The 18,280-nt window shown below is 30.7% G+C and carries 14 protein-coding genes and 1 pseudogene; 9 read left to right on the forward strand and 6 right to left on the reverse strand.

The features are described from left to right. The coding region (locus SY27_RS15515) for an SBBP repeat-containing protein (protein ID WP_045972025.1) at positions 1-3,437 on the reverse strand (3,437 nt) is incomplete at its 3' end. 355 nt (positions 3,438-3,792) lie between these two features. On the opposite strand from SY27_RS15515, the pseudogene SY27_RS15520 reads away from it, so the two are divergent. The 7 genes and pseudogenes from SY27_RS15520 to SY27_RS18330 form a co-directional block, all read left to right on the forward strand. Continuing rightward, positions 3,793-4,050 (forward strand): annotated as a pseudogene (locus SY27_RS15520) (helix-turn-helix domain-containing protein); the annotation flags it as partial. A gap of 23 nt (positions 4,051-4,073) precedes the next feature. Further along, complete coding sequence (locus SY27_RS15525) at positions 4,074-6,263, forward strand: radical SAM protein (RefSeq protein ID WP_045972029.1); 2,190 nt, start codon at positions 4,074-4,076, stop codon at positions 6,261-6,263. A 70-nt stretch (positions 6,264-6,333) separates the two neighbouring features. Then, positions 6,334-6,819: an acetyl-CoA carboxylase biotin carboxyl carrier protein subunit gene (locus SY27_RS15530; protein ID WP_045972031.1), complete on the forward strand. Its 486-nt coding sequence runs from the start codon at positions 6,334-6,336 to the stop codon at positions 6,817-6,819. Between the two features lies 1 nt (position 6,820). After that, the gene (accC, locus tag SY27_RS15535; RefSeq protein WP_045972033.1) at positions 6,821-8,263 is read left to right on the forward strand and encodes an acetyl-CoA carboxylase biotin carboxylase subunit; all 1,443 of its coding nucleotides are present in this window, start codon (positions 6,821-6,823) and stop codon (positions 8,261-8,263) included. Between the two features lie 5 nt (positions 8,264-8,268). After that, positions 8,269-9,810, forward strand: coding sequence for an acyl-CoA carboxylase subunit beta (locus tag SY27_RS15540; protein ID WP_045972035.1), 1,542 nt, complete (start codon positions 8,269-8,271; stop codon positions 9,808-9,810). A 67-nt stretch (positions 9,811-9,877) separates the two neighbouring features. Continuing rightward, a complete protein-coding gene (locus tag SY27_RS15545) occupies positions 9,878-10,837 on the forward strand; it encodes an aldo/keto reductase (protein ID WP_045972037.1) in 960 nt (319 codons plus the stop codon). Between the two features lie 115 nt (positions 10,838-10,952). Next, a complete protein-coding gene (locus SY27_RS18330; protein WP_052705377.1) occupies positions 10,953-12,062 on the forward strand; it encodes a C40 family peptidase in 1,110 nt (369 codons plus the stop codon). Here SY27_RS18330 and SY27_RS15555 read toward each other — a convergent pair. The 5 genes from SY27_RS15555 to SY27_RS15575 all read right to left on the reverse strand — a co-directional run bounded on the left by SY27_RS15555 (position 12,059) and on the right by SY27_RS15575 (position 15,155). Next, on the reverse strand, positions 12,059-12,544 hold the full coding sequence (locus SY27_RS15555) for a GyrI-like domain-containing protein (RefSeq protein ID WP_045972039.1): 486 nt from the start codon (positions 12,542-12,544) through the stop codon (positions 12,059-12,061). The two genes, SY27_RS18330 and SY27_RS15555, sit on opposite strands and share 4 nt — an antisense overlap. An 11-nt stretch (positions 12,545-12,555) precedes the next feature. Then, positions 12,556-12,789, reverse strand: a complete 234-nt coding sequence (locus tag SY27_RS15560) for a 4a-hydroxytetrahydrobiopterin dehydratase (protein ID WP_045972040.1) — start codon at positions 12,787-12,789, stop codon at positions 12,556-12,558. A 19-nt stretch (positions 12,790-12,808) separates the two neighbouring features. After that, positions 12,809-13,798 carry a metal-dependent hydrolase gene (locus SY27_RS15565; RefSeq protein ID WP_052705379.1) on the reverse strand — a complete coding sequence of 330 codons (990 nt, stop codon included), beginning with the start codon at positions 13,796-13,798 and terminating at the stop codon, positions 12,809-12,811. Between the two features lie 132 nt (positions 13,799-13,930). Further along, the gene (locus SY27_RS15570; RefSeq protein ID WP_045972042.1) at positions 13,931-14,740 is read right to left on the reverse strand and encodes a hypothetical protein; all 810 of its coding nucleotides are present in this window, start codon (positions 14,738-14,740) and stop codon (positions 13,931-13,933) included. Further along, complete coding sequence (locus SY27_RS15575; RefSeq protein ID WP_045972044.1) at positions 14,730-15,155, reverse strand: hypothetical protein; 426 nt, start codon at positions 15,153-15,155, stop codon at positions 14,730-14,732. Before SY27_RS15575 ends, SY27_RS15570 begins: the two co-directional genes overlap by 11 nt. 571 nt (positions 15,156-15,726) lie before the next feature. On the opposite strand from SY27_RS15575, the gene SY27_RS15580 reads away from it, so the two are divergent. Together SY27_RS15580 and SY27_RS15585 are read left to right on the forward strand one after the other, a co-directional pair. Next, entirely contained in the window at positions 15,727-17,448 is a 1,722-nt protein-coding gene (locus SY27_RS15580; protein ID WP_235271000.1) for a histidine kinase, read from the forward strand. Continuing rightward, positions 17,445-18,185 carry a LytTR family DNA-binding domain-containing protein gene (locus SY27_RS15585; protein WP_045972046.1) on the forward strand — a complete coding sequence of 247 codons (741 nt, stop codon included), beginning with the start codon at positions 17,445-17,447 and terminating at the stop codon, positions 18,183-18,185. Before SY27_RS15580 ends, SY27_RS15585 begins: the two co-directional genes overlap by 4 nt. The last annotated feature ends 95 nt before the right edge of the window (positions 18,186-18,280 follow it).

Below are 18,280 nucleotides of genomic sequence, written 5' to 3' on the forward strand. Positions count from 1 at the left end.
GACCAAAGGTAGTCATCAAATCCATTTCCAGCAGAAATAGTAATGTAACTGCCTTCACAAATAGGCATTATGTCATTTATAGTTAAAAATGGCTTTCTGTGTAATATTAAATTTATTGCAACAACCTGATGACAAGTTTTTGGAGAATCAATTCTAACATAAATAATATGATTGCCAATAGTTAGGTTATAATTAGTTGGATTTGTGATTTTATCCGAAATAATTTGATTTTCAGCACCATTCAACGAAGTGTAATAATTAAAAGTATTACCTGTTGAAGAAATTAAGTTAGCATTATAATTGGTTAAATTAATTATTTCATAACCATCATCCAAATTATCACAGAATGACTCTGAATAATCTGTTGCATTCAAAGTATTAATTAGATCAATTGTTATGGCTAATCTTGCAATACTTTCACATCCATTAATCGTTTGTGTAGTATAATAAGTAGTGCCATCTGCCAATATTGTAGTGTTAGGTAAAGTAAAATTGTCATTTGCATTATCATACCAAATAATAGACGAACCAGTAACAACAATATCATTTAAAGTAGCATTTGCAGTACTACAAAAACTTTGAGTAGTATTTCCTGTAGGAGGAACTGTATTTTGAATTGTTGCAGTAACGGAAACTCTATCACTTTCACAACCATTTATAGTCTGACTAGCATAATAAGTAACTCCGTCTTGTAATGAAGTAGTTGTTGGCAATATAGTTCCATTAGTTTGTGAATTATACCAAGTAATATTTTGTCCAGTAATTAGAATGTCGTTTATAGTTGCGTTATCTTGAATACAGAATTGTTGTGGTGAAGTTACTATAGGTAAGGTAACAGCAGTAATGGTTACATTTTGTGTTTGAGAACTAGTATTCCCATTGCCATCATCATAAAGCCATGTAATAGTGTAATTCCCAGCGGTAGCATAAGTCAATGGATCAGTAGTAGTGGGATTAATTGTTCCCGCACAATTATCAGTAGCTGTTGGAATAGCAATAGTTGTATTGCAATCTCCGTTTATAGTAGGTAAATTCTGAATAGTAGGTATTGGAGCTTCGCTATCACCCACAAATACATCAATAACTACAGTATCATCGCAACCATTTGTCGATCCTGTAATAGCACAAGAATATTGATCATTATTTGCGACAGTTGCATTTGGAATAATTGGGTTTTGTTCAGTTGAGGTAAATCCATTTGGGCCTGTCCATAAGTAATTTGTTCCACCAGAAGCAGTTAGTTCAAGATTATTTCCTATGCAAACAGGAGAGTTCGAAGTAGCAAATGTCGTTGATTGACAATCTAGGAATTTTACAAGGAATAAATCTGCTTCAGGTGAGGACCCTTGTGATGTTTGATGTGCATTAGCAGTTGCTATGCCAGTTGTATTACCATTTGAAGTTCCACATAAATAAATACTATTTTGTGTGTCAATTTCAATAGCTGCATTAGCAGTTGCTTTATCGCCTGAGTAATAAGTACCCCAAACTCTTTGTCCATTTTCATTTAGCTTAATTAAAAAAACATTAAGGAATACATTTTTTATTGGTTGATAAGTATTAGGAGTACTTATACCTGTGGATAAAGTTGTTCTTCCAGTAAAGTAAACTTCATTTAAATTGTTAACTGCTAAGTGTCCTGGACCTTCGAGCATATAAGTTCCCCAAACTTTAACTTGATTAATTATATCAAACTTTATAATAGCTTGTGAATCAGCAATATTTTGAGAAGCCTGAAAGTTTTCCAGAAATACACTAGGAGTTGATATATTAGTCGTACTACTAGTTAATCCAGTTAGATATAAAAAATTGTTTTTTAAATCACCTCTATTATATAAGTATTCACGATCTTCTCCTCCAATGTATGTTCCCCAAATTCTATTTCCATTCAAATCAAATTTCACAATAAAAGCGTCAGAAGGACCCATTTTATTAGGTTGATATGAATTAGATGTACTTATATTATTATCACTTCCACTAATTCCTGTTAAATATAAATAGTTATCAGTATTAAAGAAACAATTTGAGAACCCATCTAAATTATTTCCTCCATAATATGTACCCCATTGACGAACACCATTTTCATTAAATTTAACAATAAATCCATCATCTGATTCATTATTAACGGAACCTTTAGTTTCTTGATGTGAGTTTGGTGTTGAAATATTAGTATTACTAGTAGTACTTCCACAAAGATAAATATTATTTAAATTGTCAAATGCTAAATCATTCCCATAATCATTTCCATCTCCTCCATAGTAGGTTGCCCAAACTCTTATTCCTCCACTGTTAAGTTTAATCAGATAAGCATCATTATAGTTACTTTTTATTTGTTGATGTGATCCTGGGGTTCCTAAATTCAAATCGTTTAAAGTATTTCCAGTAGAATAAACATTAAAATTAGCATCAACCTTTATTCTTAAGACATTTGCATAATAATAGGTGCTCCAAATTCTATTACCGTTGGTGTTAAATTTTGCTATAAATCCAGCCGAGTTTTGAATAGTTGATAAATGTACACCTGAAGTTGCAATATTGTTAAAACTAGTTGTAGATCCCGAAATGTATATATTGTTATTAATGTCTGATGTCATATCCTGAGCGTAGTCAGCTCCACCACCACCATAATAAGTTCCCCACAATCGCACAGGAACAGGATCAATAACAATCACATTACTAGAATGATTAACTTCCCCTTCAAAACCATAAACATTCTTCTTAATTTTTTTATAATTTACAGAAATTTCTTCTTTTGAATTGCCATTTTCAATCCAGCTCAAAGGCAACGTTTCTTCCATTTGTCCAAAGCGAAGATTCATCTTTATTTTGTTATCAACTAATTCAGTTTTACTACCGTTAAATTGTAACTGAATATCTGAAACTTTTCCTCCTGGCTTTACAATGAAATTATATTCCACGACTTTTGTACTGTCTTTTGGAATAAAGAAAACAACATCGATATTACTATAAATGTTTTGATACGTTACTTTTTGATATTTATGTACATTCGTTATCCCATTAGGAGCATGAGCCACATTGTAGTAGTTAGCATAATCAGAAGATTTTTCCTCAGAAACTAAAGTAACGTTTTTATTCGAATTCAAAAAGTCAATATCAATCCTGTGAAAATTATACTTTAGAGAATAATCAGGATTTTTCACTCCAGTATCAAAACTTGGGTTAGAACCATTAAATTCTCTATCCTTTTTTGTTAATGGTATTCGTTCTGTCTCATAAACATCATAAGAAAAACCATTTTCTCTTAACTGAACATTTAATCCAGTAGTGTTTAAAAGATATTTTACGTTTCTATTTTCTTTTCCTTTTTGGTCAATAATTTGTCCTTTGTTTTCAATAAAACCAATAGAAGTAGTTTGTTTTTGAGCAAAAACAATACTAGCACTAACTAAAAATAATAAAACGCAAAAAAATCTCATATTTAAATCTTAAAATAAAGTTTCAAAAATAGTACTTAAACGGATAAAAAGAATGAATAAATAATTATTTCTATTGACTTACTTACAAAATAATATTTAAATTACAAAAGGATAAGTATTAGGTCTATTTTAATTTCAATGCAATTTTCTTTACACCTTACTATTCTTTTATTATATCTTATTATCTTGTTTTTATTTCTTATTAATTTATTTCTATTACTTGTTATTATAGTACTATATCTTAGTTTTTTTTTATTTGAAATAAAAACTATGATTTACTTCAATTTTGTTCGCATCTTTAAACTGAAAGGTATAGTAACCTTTTACTTATCTAACTAAGAACGGTTACTCAGCAGGTTACGCTACCAAGCTCACAAATAATAGAGTGCAGGAAATAAATTTAGAATGTCTTGAAAAGTTTTGCCGAGACTTTAATTGCACTCCAAACGATATTCAAGATTTTAAACCTTCATCAAAAGAAACTATTTCTAAAGATCATGCACTACATACTTTAACCAAAAAAGAGATTGATAACGAGTTAATTAATAAAATAAATGCTTTACCTATAGATAAAATCCAACAAATACATAATATTCTAAAAGAGATGGAGTAATTTTGTCTTCTTTTTAATTTATAATGAAAGATATTTTACTCATTACACCGCCTTTCACACAGCTGAATACACCTTATCCAGCTACAGCATATTTAAAAGGATTTTTAAATACTAAGGGTATTGATTCCTATCAAATGGATTTGGGAATAGAGGTGATTTTAAAATTGTTTTCAAAAGAAGGATTGCTAAATATTTTTGAAAGTGTTGACTTAGCAGAAAATGATTTTTCTGAAAACGTTTTACGAATAATTGCACTTCAAAACGAATATATCAAAACAATAGACACTGTTATTGCCTTTTTACAAGGGAAGCAGCCTACATTAGCACGCCAAATTTGTTCGGGTAACTTTTTACCTGAAGCATTTCGATTTTCCCAATTGGATGATATGGAGTGGGCGTTTGGAAATATGGGAATGCAGGACAAGGCGAAGCATTTAGCAACACTATATTTAGAAGATTTATCGGATTTTATTGTGGAGTGTGTCGATGAAAACTTTGGTTTTAGTCGCTATGCGGAACGATTGGGGAGAAGTGCTAATTCGTTTGACGAACTCTACTCGGAATTAGAACTTTCACCAACTTACATAGATAAAATAACCTTACAGATTTTAAAGGAAAGAATAGAAGAAGTAAACCCTAAATTAGTTTTGTTTTCGGTTCCTTTTCCTGGTAATTTGTACAGTGCATTTCGATGTGCGCAATACATAAAACTGCATTATCCTTCAGTGAAAACTGGAATGGGTGGCGGTTTCCCCAATACAGAGTTACGGGATTTAAAAGACAAGCGTGTTTTTGAGTTTTTCGATTGCATTACATTAGATGATGGAGAACTACCTGTAGAGCTATTGCATAAAAACGTGGTTTTAAATGAAGCTCCTCAATTGTATAAACGTACATTTTTGCTTGAGAATGGGGAGGTGGTTTATAAAAATGATATGCTTCAAGCGGATTACAAACAGAGTGAAGTAGGGACACCTGATTATTCCGATTTACTATTGGATCAATACATATCGGTTATTGAGATAGCCAATCCTATGCACAGTTTGTGGAGTGATGGGAGATGGAATAAATTGACGATGGCACATGGTTGTTATTGGGGTAAATGTACTTTCTGTGATATTTCATTGGATTACATCAAACTGTACGAACCGATTGCTGCCAAAATGTTGGTGGATCGTATGGAAGAGCTCATCGCACAAACAGGTGAAACAGGTTTTCATTTTGTAGATGAGGCAGCACCACCGGCTCTAATGCGTGAATTGGCTTTGGAAATCTTGCGTCGTAAGCTAGCGGTAACATGGTGGACAAACATTCGATTTGAGAAAAGTTTTACGCAAGATTTGTGTTTGTTGTTAAAGCTTTCAGGCTGTATTGCCGTTTCAGGGGGATTAGAAGTAGCTTCCGATCGTTTGTTGGCTCTAATTAAAAAAGGTGTTACTGTGGAACAAGTTGCGCAAGTAACACGCAATTTTACAGCATCGGGTATTATGGTACATGCTTACTTAATGTACGGCTATCCAACACAAACCGTTCAAGAGACGGTAGATAGTTTGGAGATGGTGCGTCAGTTGTTTGAAGTTGGGGTGTTACAATCGGGTTTTTGGCATCAATTTGCCATGACGGCTCATAGTCCTGTTGGGATGAATCCGGAAGAGTTTGGTGTAGTACCGCAGCTAAATGAAATTACCTTTGCGAATAATGATGTAGCTTTTAAAGATAAAACGGGTATCAATCATGATAAATTTAGTTTCGGACTAAAGAAGTCTTTGTTCAATTACATGCACGGTATTTGTTTTGATTATGAGCTGCAGGATTGGTTTGATTTTAAAATTCCGCGAACAAAAATAGCTCCCGATTTTATTCAAAACGCATTGGGAAAAGAAGCAATTCTCACTACAAAAAACAATGCTAAAATTGTCTGGACTGGAGGAAATCCAATATCTGCAAAATTTACCAAATCGAAGAAAGGGAGTTCTTGGGTGATGTTGAAAATGACCTTTCATCAGCCTACCCATACTTTTGATATAATGCTAGAGGAGGAAAAAGGATTATGGTTGGTTGAAAAATTGAATTCACTGGCTGTTACAAATGAAAAAACAACAACATTCCAGCAATTGAAAGCTGACTTTGAGTCAAATTTTGACGACTTTGAATTGTTTTGGTATTCTAAACCGTTGTTGACTTTAAAAGAGTACGGCTTATTAGTTTTGTAGACATTTAACGCTGATCCTTTTATCTAAACAATTTCTTTTTAGTATTTTTACGCCTCTTAAAAGTAAAAATATGAGTAATCATTATAAGTTAAACGTAAACAATACGTTTCAATTTGATGTTGAAAGTGATGTTGTGGCGCAATTAGACGCAGTAAGTGTTGAAAAAAATAAATTTCACATTTTAAAAAACAATACGCCTTACCAAGCTGAAATAATAGCAACCGATTTTATCAATAAAACCTATACAGTAAAAGTTAATAATGAAACCTATACTGTTGCCATTGCTAATGCTTTGGATATTCTTATCAAAGAAATGGGCTTTGAGATTGGTTCGGCAAAGCAAGTAAATGCTATTAAAGCACCAATGCCCGGTTTGATTTTAGAAATTTCGGTAGCAGTAGGTCAAGAAGTAAAAGAAAACGATCCTTTATTAATTCTAGAAGCGATGAAAATGGAAAACAGTATTGTGTCGCCTCGTGATGGAGTGATTAAATCAATAAGCATGACAAAAGGTGCTGCGGTTGAAAAAGGAGCTTTATTAATTGAATTCGAATAAGATGAAAAAGATATTAGTTGCAAATCGTGGTGAAATTGCCATAAGAGTTATGCAAACAGCAAAGAAAATGGGAATTAAAACCGTTGCTGTTTATTCGGTAGCCGATAGAAATGCGCCTCATGTTAAATTTGCAGATGAAGCGGTTTGTATAGGGGAAGCACCATCGAATCAATCCTATTTAAGGGGCGATAAAATTATTGAAGTTTGTAAAACACTTGGAGTGGATGGTATTCACCCTGGATACGGATTCTTGAGTGAGAATGCAGATTTCGCCGATTTGGTAGAAAAAAACAACATCACTTTCATCGGACCTAAGTCGAAAGCGATGCACATGATGGGAAATAAATTAGCAGCAAAAGATGCGGTTAAAGATTATGAGATTCCTATGGTGCCTGGTGTTGATGAAGCAATTACAGATGTTGTCAAAGCAAAAGAAATTGCAGTTCAAATTGGTTTTCCTATCCTGATTAAAGCTGCCGCTGGAGGTGGTGGAAAAGGAATGCGCGTGGTGAATAATGAAGCAGAATTCGAATCGCAAATGAATCGTGCTATTTCAGAAGCAACTTCTGCTTTTGGAGACGGTTCTGTTTTCATTGAGAAATATGTGGGTTCACCACGTCACATAGAAATTCAAGTAATGGCAGATGGTCATGGGAATATCTTGTATTTATTTGAAAGAGAATGTTCGGTGCAACGTCGTCATCAAAAAGTAGTGGAGGAAGCACCTTCTTCGGTATTAACACCTGAAATTCGTAAAGCAATGGGTGAAGCAGCGGTAAAAGTTGCCAAAGCTTGTGATTACATAGGAGCAGGAACAGTTGAGTTTTTATTAGATGAAAATAAAAATTTCTATTTTCTCGAAATGAATACGCGTTTGCAAGTGGAGCACCCTGTTACAGAAATGATTACCGGAATGGATTTGGTTGAAATGCAAATTCGCGTAGCTAGAGGGGAAGCGCTTCAAATTAAACAAGAAGATTTAAAAATAAACGGTCATGCTATGGAGTTGCGTGTATACGCGGAAGACCCGTTAAATGACTTTTTACCGAGTGTAGGTAATTTGGAGGTGTACCAAATTCCAGTTGGTAATGGAATTCGTGTAGATAACGGTTTCGAACAAGGTATGGATGTGCCAATTTATTACGATCCAATGTTGGCAAAATTGATTACTTATGGAAAAACACGTGAGGAATCAATTGAGTTAATGATTGAAGCTATTGCGAATTATAAAGTTGAAGGTATTAGTACTACTTTGCCTTTTGGAACTTTTGTAATGGAGCATGAAGCATTCCGTTCAGGAGATTTTGATACGCACTTCGTTAAGAAATATTACGATGCAGAAGTATTAAAAGCACAAGCTGAAAAGGAAGCTGAAATTGCTGCTGTAGTAGCCTTAAAGCAATATTTGGAAGATCAAAAAATCTTACGTTTACCAATCAACTAATCAGGATGGAAAATAAAATTAAAACATTAGAAGATAAATTAGCTCAAGCCTATTTAGGTGGAGGTGAAAAGCGAATAGCAAAGCAACATGAAAAGAAAAAATTAACGGCTCGTGAGCGTGTTAATTATTTAATGGATGAAGGTTCTTTTGAAGAAATTGGCGCTTTGGTAACCCATCGTACTACTGATTTTGGTATGCAAAAAGAAGTGTACTATGGTGATGGCGTAATTACAGGATACGGAACAATTAATGGTCGTCCCGTGTATGTTTTTGCACAAGATTTTACAGTTTTTGGAGGTGCACTTTCAGAAACACATGCAGAGAAAATCTGTAAAGTAATGGATATGGCCTTAAAAGCGGGTGTTCCAATGATTGGATTAAACGACTCAGGGGGTGCACGTATACAAGAAGGTGTACGTTCCTTAGGTGGTTATGCAGATATCTTTTATCGTAACGTACAAGCATCAGGTGTAATTCCTCAAATTTCGGCTATCATGGGGCCTTGTGCTGGTGGGGCAGTATATTCGCCTGCTATGACGGATTTTACCATGATGGTAGAAGGGAGTAGTTATATGTTTGTAACCGGTCCAAACGTGGTAAAAACGGTTACCAATGAGGAAGTGACGTCTGAAGAATTAGGAGGAGCAAGTACACACTCTACAAAATCTGGAGTTGCACATATTACGTCTTCAAATGATGTAGAATGTTTGGAAGATGTAAAACGTTTGTTAAGTTACTTACCACAAAGTAATAAAGAGGTGACGACAAAAGTACCTTTTGAATTGGGTAATGAAATCCGTGAGCAATTAACGTCTATTATTCCAGATAATGCGAATAAACCATACGATATGCACGACGTAATCCAAGGTGTAATTGATGAAGATTCGTTTTATGAAATTCATAAAAATTATGCTGAAAATATCATTGTTGGTTTTGCACGTATCGGAGGTAGAAGTATTGGGGTAGTGGCCAATCAGCCTATGTTTTTAGCAGGTTGTTTGGATGTGAACTCATCAATAAAAGCGGCTCGTTTTACTCGTTTTTGTGATGCATTCAATATTCCATTGTTGGTATTAGTGGATGTGCCAGGTTTCTTACCAGGAACAGACCAAGAATGGAATGGTATTATTGTTCATGGTGCGAAATTGTTATACGCGTTGAGTGAAGCTACGGTGCCAAAAGTAACGGTTATTACGCGTAAAGCTTATGGTGGTGCATATGACGTAATGAATTCAAAACATATCGGAGCTGATTTTAACTTTGCTTGGCCAAGTGCAGAAATTGCAGTAATGGGAGCAAAAGGAGCATCAGAAATTATCTTTAAGAAAGAAATTGCTGAAGCAGATGATCATGAAGCGAAGCTATTGGAAAAAGAAGCAGAATATGCTGAAAAATTTGCAAATCCATATAGTGCAGCACAACGTGGATTTATTGATGAGGTTATTTTACCACAGGATACAAGACGAAAATTGCTAAAAGCATTTAGTATTTTAGAACATAAAACAGTTGATACTCCAAAGCGTAAACACGGAAATATTCCTTTATAAAAAAATAGAATTGTATATTTAGGTTCCCAGAGTAATTTTACTTTGGGAACTATTTAATATTATTTTTATGAAATATAATAGATGTGGCAAAAGTGGTTTATTATTACCTCAAATTTCTCTAGGCTTATGGCATAATTTTGGTTCGGTAGATCATTTTGGAAATGGGAAAAATATTGTTAAGCATGCTTTTGATAAAGGAATTACTCATTTTGATTTAGCTAATAATTATGGACCAATTCCAGGTTCAGCAGAAGAGAATTTCGGAAAAATAATAGAAAGAAATTTTAAAGGATTTCTAAGAGACGAACTTGTTGTTACCACAAAAGCAGGATTTAAAATGTGGGAAGGTCCTTATGGAGAATGGGGTTCAAGAAAGTATTTAATTTCAAGTTTGAACCAAAGTTTAAAACGAATGAAGTTAGATTATGTAGACGTTTTCTATTCACACAGACCAGATCCGAATACACCTATCGAAGAAACGATGTCTGCTTTAGATTATGCTGTAAAATCAGGAAAAGCTATGTATGTAGGAATAAGTAATTATAATGCGGAAGAAACAAAAGAAGCTGTTAATGTTTTGGCAAAATTAGGAACTCCATGCATTGTTCATCAAGTGAAATACTCTATGTTTGAACGTTCTTCGGAATTTAAATTGCTTAATGTTTTAGAACATAATGGAGTTGGTTGTGTAGCTTTTTCTCCTTTAGCTCAAGGATTACTTACAAATAAATATTTAAAAGGAATTCCAGAAAAATCTAGAGCAGCAAATCCGAATGGATATTTACAAACATCAGATGTTACTGATGAAAAAATAAGAAAAATAAAGGCTTTAAATACTATTGCAAAAGACAGAAAGCAAACATTAGCTCAAATGGCAATTGCATGGCTTTTAAAGGATAATAGAATTACATCGGTACTAGTTGGAGCAAGTTCAGTTGACCAATTAAGTGATAATTTAGAGAGTCTTAACAAAGTAGATTTTTCAGATTTGGAACTAAAACAAATAGAAACTATTTTAAAATCATAAAATTAATTTAAAAAAAAGTTATTTTCTTTTGATTTTAATCCAATAAAGTTAGCTTTGATACGTTTTATCGAAAAAATAAAAGTTGTTAAGGAAAAAATCAAAAATAAATTAGATCATGAATAAATATAAACTTGTTTTTTTTCTATTATTACTCATAAATAGTACTGCATTTGCACAAAAATATAATACCCATAAAGTAATAAAAGGGGAAACAATTTATTCAATTGCTAAGAAATATAATATAAAAGAAACGACTATATATGAGTTAAATCCGAAAGTAAAAGGAGGATTATTACAGTTGAATACTGTTTTGAAAATACCAAGTACAAAAATAGATTTATCTGTAAAAAACACTGAAATCTCAGAATTTCATAAAGTAACAAAAGGAGAATCTTTTTATAGTATTTCAAAAAAATATAACATATCGTTAGATAAATTAACAGAGCTTAACCCAAAAATAAAACCTAAAAAATTAAAAGCAGGTGATGTTTTACATATAGTAGAAGTAAAAAAAGAAATAGTCTTAGATAAAAAAGTAGAACAAGAAAAAACAGCAGAAGCAATTGTAATAATCAATGATGTGGTAAATGATACAATTGAAAATATTACACATATTGTTTTGCCAAAAGAAACAAAATATGGTGTTTCAAAAAAATACGGAATAACTGTTCAAGAACTAGAAAGATTAAATCCTGAAATTAAATCTAATTTTCCAGTTGGCTATAATTTAATTATTAAAGGAAATAAAGAGCTAGCTATAATAACCGAAATAGAACAAGATAGTGTAGTTTTAAACTCGGAGGAAACTCGATTAGTAGAAGAATTTTCAAAAGAGATAATGGGAAAAGCTGATGTTTTAATAGAAAAAGCATCTCAATATATTGGAATAAAATATAAATATGGAGGTACAACTCCAAAAGGATTTGACTGTTCAGGTTTAATGTTGACAACATTTAAAGAAATTGATTTAACCTTACCTAGAACATCTTTAGGACAAGCTAATTATGGAAGTTTAATAAAGAAAAATGAAGCTCAAAAAGGAGATTTGATATTCTTTGCAACTCGTAAAAAAGGAATTGTTAGTCATGTAGGTATGATAACAGAAGTATCAAATGATGAAATAAAATTTATTCATTCTTCTACATCAGAAGGAGTTATAATTTCATCATTAAATGAATCGTATTATTCAAATCGATTTAAACAAATAAATAGAGTTTTAAATTAAACTTTATTTTGAATAGGAACCCAAACTTCTTCTTCGGTTTCAGGATTTTCGTGCCCTAAATATTTATCGCCCATAACAGCAAAATGCGGTCTGTTGTCAATTTTATATTCAGAATTAGGCAACCATTCTCCATAAATTATTTGAGATGTTTTTGGAAAATCGGCACTAGTTCCTTTATGGATGAAAACAGCATATTGTCCAGCTGGAATTTCAAACTTCTCAAAACCTTCAGGAATAAAATCATAATTTTTAAGTTCAACTAAAGCATATTTAGTAAACTCAGTAGTTGGGGTAAACTCCTCAAAAGTTTCACCATTATAAACTTGTAATGAAAATAAATCAGCGCTTACAGCATTTTTAACCTCTTTTAATCTAGGCATTAGTTGTTGCCAAATTTTTACTGTTTGGTCATTTACCATATTTGTTTTAATAGAGAATCCTATTGTTTTCTTTGCCGAAATAGTTATGATTTTAGGTTCCATAATTTTTTAATTTATTTTAATAAAGAGTCAATAGCTTTTGCAAGATACCTGTCTTTTTCAGTAATAGTATTTCCTGCATCATGAGTTGTTAGCTTTATTAAAACTTTGTTGTAAACATTTTTCCATTCAGGATGATGATCCATTTTTTCTGCGATTAAAGCCACTTTAGTCATAAAACTAAACGCTTCTATAAAATCTTTAAATTCAAAAGATTTAACCAATGCATTATTTTTTTCTTCCCACATAATAGTAAAGTAATTAAAATTAATTTCCTTTTAAACGAGTATATAATTTATTTAAAAGTTCGGCATAATTATCAGGTTCTTTTTTACTTATTTCATAAGTTCCATCTTCATTAAATATAAGTGGAAAGAAGAAATTGGCTCTTCCATTTTCAATGTTTATAGGACCAAATTTAGTTCCATAAATAATAGTCTTATTATCTTCTTTTCGAGCCAGTTCAAGCCCTTCAGTGAAGTTGAAAAAAGGCTCTAATTCTTTAATCTTTTTTTTATCTTCTATAAACTCAGTATCGTTTTTTTCAAAATGAAAATTTGAAGTTAGATTTTTGTCAAATAGACTATAATCAGCATAATATAATCCTTCTTTAGATTTTACAATGCATTGCCAAAGTATAGTGTTAAAAGGAGTTGGAACTACTTTAATTTTTTCATAGCTAATTTGTTGTCTTTCTAATTCTTTCTCGAAATGATTGGTTACGTAAAAATTTACAATTAATCCAAAAAACAAATAAGCAGTTGAAATTCCTAAAGACCATTTAATTACAGTTTGTCTTTTCGAATTTTTATTTTTCATAAAGAGTAACACAATGCAACCAATTAATAACCATATTGTATATAGAGGGTCAATTACAAAAACATTATCTAAACTATAAAAAGACTTGCTTAATGGATAAAATATTCGAGTACCATAAGTAGTACATAGATCTAAAAGCGGATGTGTAAACAATGCTAAAAAACTAGCCCAAAACCAAGAAGCATAGGAAGTTTTATATTTATAAGAAAACCATTTAGCAAAGAGTAAGCTTAAAATAAACGAAAAAAAGATAGAATGTGAAAAAGCTCTATGAATAGATAATTGTTCAATAGCATTAAAATAAGGGTTTATTAAAACATCCAAATCGGGAATTGTTCCAAGAATAGCACCATATAATAATGCTTTTTTGCCTATTTCTTTATCTTTTACTAAAGCGAAAGTAGCAGCACCTAGAACAATTTGGGAAAGGGAATCCATTTTTTAAGTTTATTTTCTTTGTTCTACATTTAATTTTATCTTTTCAAAGATAAATAAAATCCTACCATTTTTGAGTTTTAATAAGAAACAATAAAGTTAAAAACACCTTTTAAAAAATCAGCTTATGATTAATTAACTCCATTTTCTAGGTTGATATTCATCAATCCATTCTTTGGGATATAGTTCATATAAATTTTTTAATATTTGCTTGTTTATATTTGTGTTTTGAAAATCTTTATAAAAGCTTCCTAATAGCCATACTGTTGTGTTTTCTAATTTATTTTTGTGCAATGCAAATAAAACATCTTTAGAAGCTTGTTGTGTGTCTAAAAGTAGTAAAACCAAAGAACCAGCAGTAGTGAAATCACTATTGAAATAAGAAGAAATACCTTCATAAATGCGTTGCATCAATGTTTTATTTTCAATGAATGGAAGAAAGCGAATGTGTTTTTTACGTAGATTAGGAAAACTAGTGTAACTGTTAGAAATAGCTAGAAAATGAAGTGAATTTGTATAGGCTTCATAAGTAATATGATGTACATTTTTAGCATCAGCACTATTCATAACACCAAAAAGCAGGTATATCTTATAAGCACTTAAATAGCTTTTGTCCAAATTATTATCAGCAATATTTTTTTCAACGGCATTTAAAAATAAAGAAAAGTGTTGCGGCAAAGGTTTATCAAGAGTTCCTAGTTTGAGGCGATAATAAAAAGCCAAATGAATGATTTCATCAGGAATTTTAGTCATTTTTGTGCTCATTACTCTATTTATTTCATAATGGTAAGAAGGATAAAATTGCCCTTGAAAATCGTGTTCATGAGCTTCTTTTTCGCTTTCTATAAAATGTTTAAGAATACCAAGATTATCTTTTTTAATTTGGACAGCAAAATCTAAATTTTCATAACGCTTTTCTTGTTTTTTTAATCGGTTAGTACTCATTTTTAATAATTTTATTTAAGGTAAGAGTCGTTTTAGTAATATCACCACCATCAGGATGAAAAATATAAATGGTATTCTTGTCTTTATAATCTACAAATATAGGATTTCCATTTTCACTACCAATAACAGGACTTAGCGCAAGGCGAAGTAAAGTAAAAGGATTTCCATTTTGATCATAAGTAAAATTACCTAGAAATTCTCGTAAAGTTTCAACATACGCTTTTAAAGAATAAATAGTACTCATTTTCTTATTATCAATAGTGACAAGTTGGCACAGTTCATCAATAGTATAGAGTTTAAAAACACCTTCATCTATTCTAATTGTTTGTACTTTATCCTTAATGAAATTCAAATAATCAGAATGAATAATTTCATTCAATTGGCTTGGGTTGTTTAATACGGCTTTATAGGTCATTTATTTTAAATAAATATTTTAATTATACATAATCTACTTGTGTTCCTTTTACTGTTTTTTAACTAGTCGAGTAGCTTTACTGTTTTGAGTGTCAAAAGGAGCAATTTCATTTAGAACAACATCAAGATTCTCTTCTATTTTTTCTTTAGTAATAGATAGTGCTTTTTTGACTAATTCAGGGTAAGCATCATCAATACCTATTTTAGGAGTGTTTTTCTTTTAATTAAATTTCAAGGCCAAACCCAGTAATAATAGTATCTATAAGTTTTAATATACTCATATTTTATGTTTTAATTATAAGTTAAAAGTAATAGTACTTTTTGAAAATCAGAAAAAGCTTTTGTAACTGTAGTTAATGGTTTTAAATCTGTTATTTGATGTTAAAAAAGTTTCTCTTCTGAGAGTAAAAGACTACTTTCGTTTTTTAGAACTCCATTATAAAAACATGAGGTATTGTTTTTTTTATAAATCCCTTTTTTGCTTAGCATTATTTTTCCATCTACAAAGTTGTACAAAATATAAAGAAAGCGATAACCAGTTTGATGCTATCATAAGCAAAACGGATAGCCTTATGGAGTATGATCCTAAAAAAGCGATAAAGATTTTAGATAGTTTACAGCTTCATTCTTCAATAATATCATCAGAACAAGCGGCTTTATTATTTTTTAAAAAAGGAGAAGTTTATTATGTAAATGATTTTTATTTAGAATCTATAATAGAGCATAAAAAAGCGTATAATTTATTTGTAGAACAAAAAGACGAATACAATAAAACCAGAAGTTTAATAACATTAAGTGCTGCAAATTTAAGATTTGAAAATTTTGAAAAAGCGCAAGAATATGCTTTAGAAGCATTGCATACGGCTGAATCATTAGGAGATGAAAGAATGTTAGGAAAGGCAAATAATCAGTTGTTTCAACTTCATTTTATCTTGGAAGATTATTCAAAAGCATTACAATATATTCAAAAAGCAGAAGAAATTTTTGCTTATGAAAAAGATACTGTTTCTAAAATAGCTATTAAAAGTAATGAAGCAGCAATATATCTAAAACAAAAAAAGTATAATAAGGCATTAAAAATATATCAAGAATCTTTAAAACTAGGGCAAAATATAAAAGCACCACAAACAATAGTAAAGATTCTTAATAACATAGGTTTTATTTATATAGAAACGAAAGAATATCCACTGGCTATTCAATTTTTAGAAGGAGCAATTCAATTAAATAAAAATATTAATGCAATTAATGCAGCACCTTATAAAGGATTAGGATATGTCTACTTTTTAAATAAAGATGTAAATAAATCAATAGTAAATTATAAGCAATCTTTAACAATTTACAAACAGAATAAAAATATACCTGAGCAAATTCAAGTATTAGATAAGTTAATTACTTTAGCCATACAAGATAAAAATTCTGAAGAAGCTTTAAATTATCAAATAGAAAGAGACCAACTGCAAGTGGAATTGCAAGCTATTGAAAAAGAGAAACTATTAGGTTTTGCAACGGTAAAGTATCAAGTAAAAGAAAAAGAAATTGAATTGTTATATCAACAACAAACTAATCAAAGAAATAAATGGCTTTTTGGAAGTCTTTTGATTACTTTATCTTTATTGTTAATTTTATTAGGAGCTTATCTATACATTACAAAATTGAAAGCAGCAAACAGAGCTTCAAAATTAGAACAAAACTTATTAAGAGTGCAAATGAATCCGCATTTTATCTTTAATACATTAGCAGCAATACAGAATATAACTTTAGAAGAAGATTACATAAAATCGTCAAATTATATAGCAAAATTCTCTAAGTTGATTCGACAAAATTTTGATTATGTACGCAAAGAAGAAATTACGCTTGAAGAGGAAATTAATATGATTTTAAATTATATAGAAACACAACAATTACGTTTTGATAATTCATTTCAATATATTTTAAACCTTGGAGAAAATTGCGATACTAAAAGTTTAAAAGTGCCACCTATGCTTTTACAACCCTTTGTAGAGAATGCAATTGAATATGGATTAAAAGGAAAAAAAATGGAAGGCATTTTAGAATTGAATATTTTTAAAGAAAAGAATCAATTGTGTTTTGAAATAAAAGACAATGGAGTAGGAAGATCTAACTATTCAAAGCAGCATAGAAAAAGTAAAGCACTACATGCTACTGATGTTTTTATGGAACGATTAAAACTGCGTAAAAAAGCAGAAGAGAAAACGTTTCAAATAGAAGATTTATATAATTCAGAAAAGCAACCCATAGGAACTAAAATAACTTTTAAAATAAAGATTACATGATAAAAGTTGCTATAATAGAAGACGAATTTAATGCATTAAATACCTTATCAAAGCTATTACAATATACACAAAAAGATATTGAAATTATTGCTAAAATAGATACAGTAAGTGAAGCTATTTCGTTTTTGAAAAACAATACACCCGATTTGGTTTTTATGGATATAGAACTTATTGGCGGCAATGCTTTTTCAATACTAGACGCATTAGAAAAAATCAATTTTAAAATTATTTTTACTACAGCTTATGATGATTTTGCTATAAAAGCCATAAAAGTAGATGCTATAGATTATCTGTTAAAGCCAATAGACTCTGACGAATTAGCAATATGTATAAACCGATTTAGAGTGGCTTATCAAAAAGAGCAAGAGTATATTGGTTTAATGAATAAAATGGCACAAACAGATGCAAATGATGTTCAAAAAACATTGCTTATAAAAAACACTCAAGAACGACATGTTTTACCTATAGATACAATTATTAGATGTCAATCAGATGGAAGCTATACCATTTTTTATACAAAGGACAAAAAAATAATGAGTGCAAGAAATTTGAAATATTACGAAAATATATTAAACGATCATACATTCGTAAGAGTACATCAATCACACTTAATTAATATAAAATATATAGATTCCATAGTTCTTAATGATATAGTATTAAAAGATGGAGAAAAAATACCTTTAGCCTCTAGAAAGAAAAGTTATTTGAAGCAATTTTTAGCGAATTTGTCTAAATAAAATTGCGGATATAAAATCAAAAACCACGTTTGTAAAATCGTTTTTAGCAATCCTATATTTTAGTATAATTTTAATACATTAATTTAAAAGTAACC

Source organism: Flavobacterium sp. 316 (assembly GCF_000967805.1).
GTDB lineage: Bacteria > Bacteroidota > Bacteroidia > Flavobacteriales > Flavobacteriaceae > Flavobacterium > Flavobacterium sediminilitoris.

Bases quoted from the DNA above. Each gene is read 5' to 3' on its own strand.
- SY27_RS15525 (WP_045972029.1), top strand. From the start codon at position 4,074: ATGAAAGATATTTTACTCATTACACCGCCTTTCACACAGCTGAATACA.
- SY27_RS15530 (WP_045972031.1), top strand. From the start codon at position 6,334: ATGAGTAATCATTATAAGTTAAACGTAAACAATACGTTTCAATTTGAT.
- accC (WP_045972033.1), top strand. From the start codon at position 6,821: ATGAAAAAGATATTAGTTGCAAATCGTGGTGAAATTGCCATAAGAGTT.
- SY27_RS15540 (WP_045972035.1), top strand. From the start codon at position 8,269: ATGGAAAATAAAATTAAAACATTAGAAGATAAATTAGCTCAAGCCTAT.
- SY27_RS15545 (WP_045972037.1), top strand. From the start codon at position 9,878: ATGAAATATAATAGATGTGGCAAAAGTGGTTTATTATTACCTCAAATT.
- SY27_RS18330 (WP_052705377.1), top strand. From the start codon at position 10,953: ATGAATAAATATAAACTTGTTTTTTTTCTATTATTACTCATAAATAGT.
- SY27_RS15555 (WP_045972039.1), bottom strand. From the start codon at position 12,544: ATGGAACCTAAAATCATAACTATTTCGGCAAAGAAAACAATAGGATTC.
- SY27_RS15560 (WP_045972040.1), bottom strand. From the start codon at position 12,789: ATGTGGGAAGAAAAAAATAATGCATTGGTTAAATCTTTTGAATTTAAA.
- SY27_RS15565 (WP_052705379.1), bottom strand. From the start codon at position 13,798: ATGGATTCCCTTTCCCAAATTGTTCTAGGTGCTGCTACTTTCGCTTTA.
- SY27_RS15570 (WP_045972042.1), bottom strand. From the start codon at position 14,740: ATGAGTACTAACCGATTAAAAAAACAAGAAAAGCGTTATGAAAATTTA.
- SY27_RS15575 (WP_045972044.1), bottom strand. From the start codon at position 15,155: ATGACCTATAAAGCCGTATTAAACAACCCAAGCCAATTGAATGAAATT.
- SY27_RS15580 (WP_235271000.1), top strand. From the start codon at position 15,727: ATGGAGTATGATCCTAAAAAAGCGATAAAGATTTTAGATAGTTTACAG.
- SY27_RS15585 (WP_045972046.1), top strand. From the start codon at position 17,445: ATGATAAAAGTTGCTATAATAGAAGACGAATTTAATGCATTAAATACC.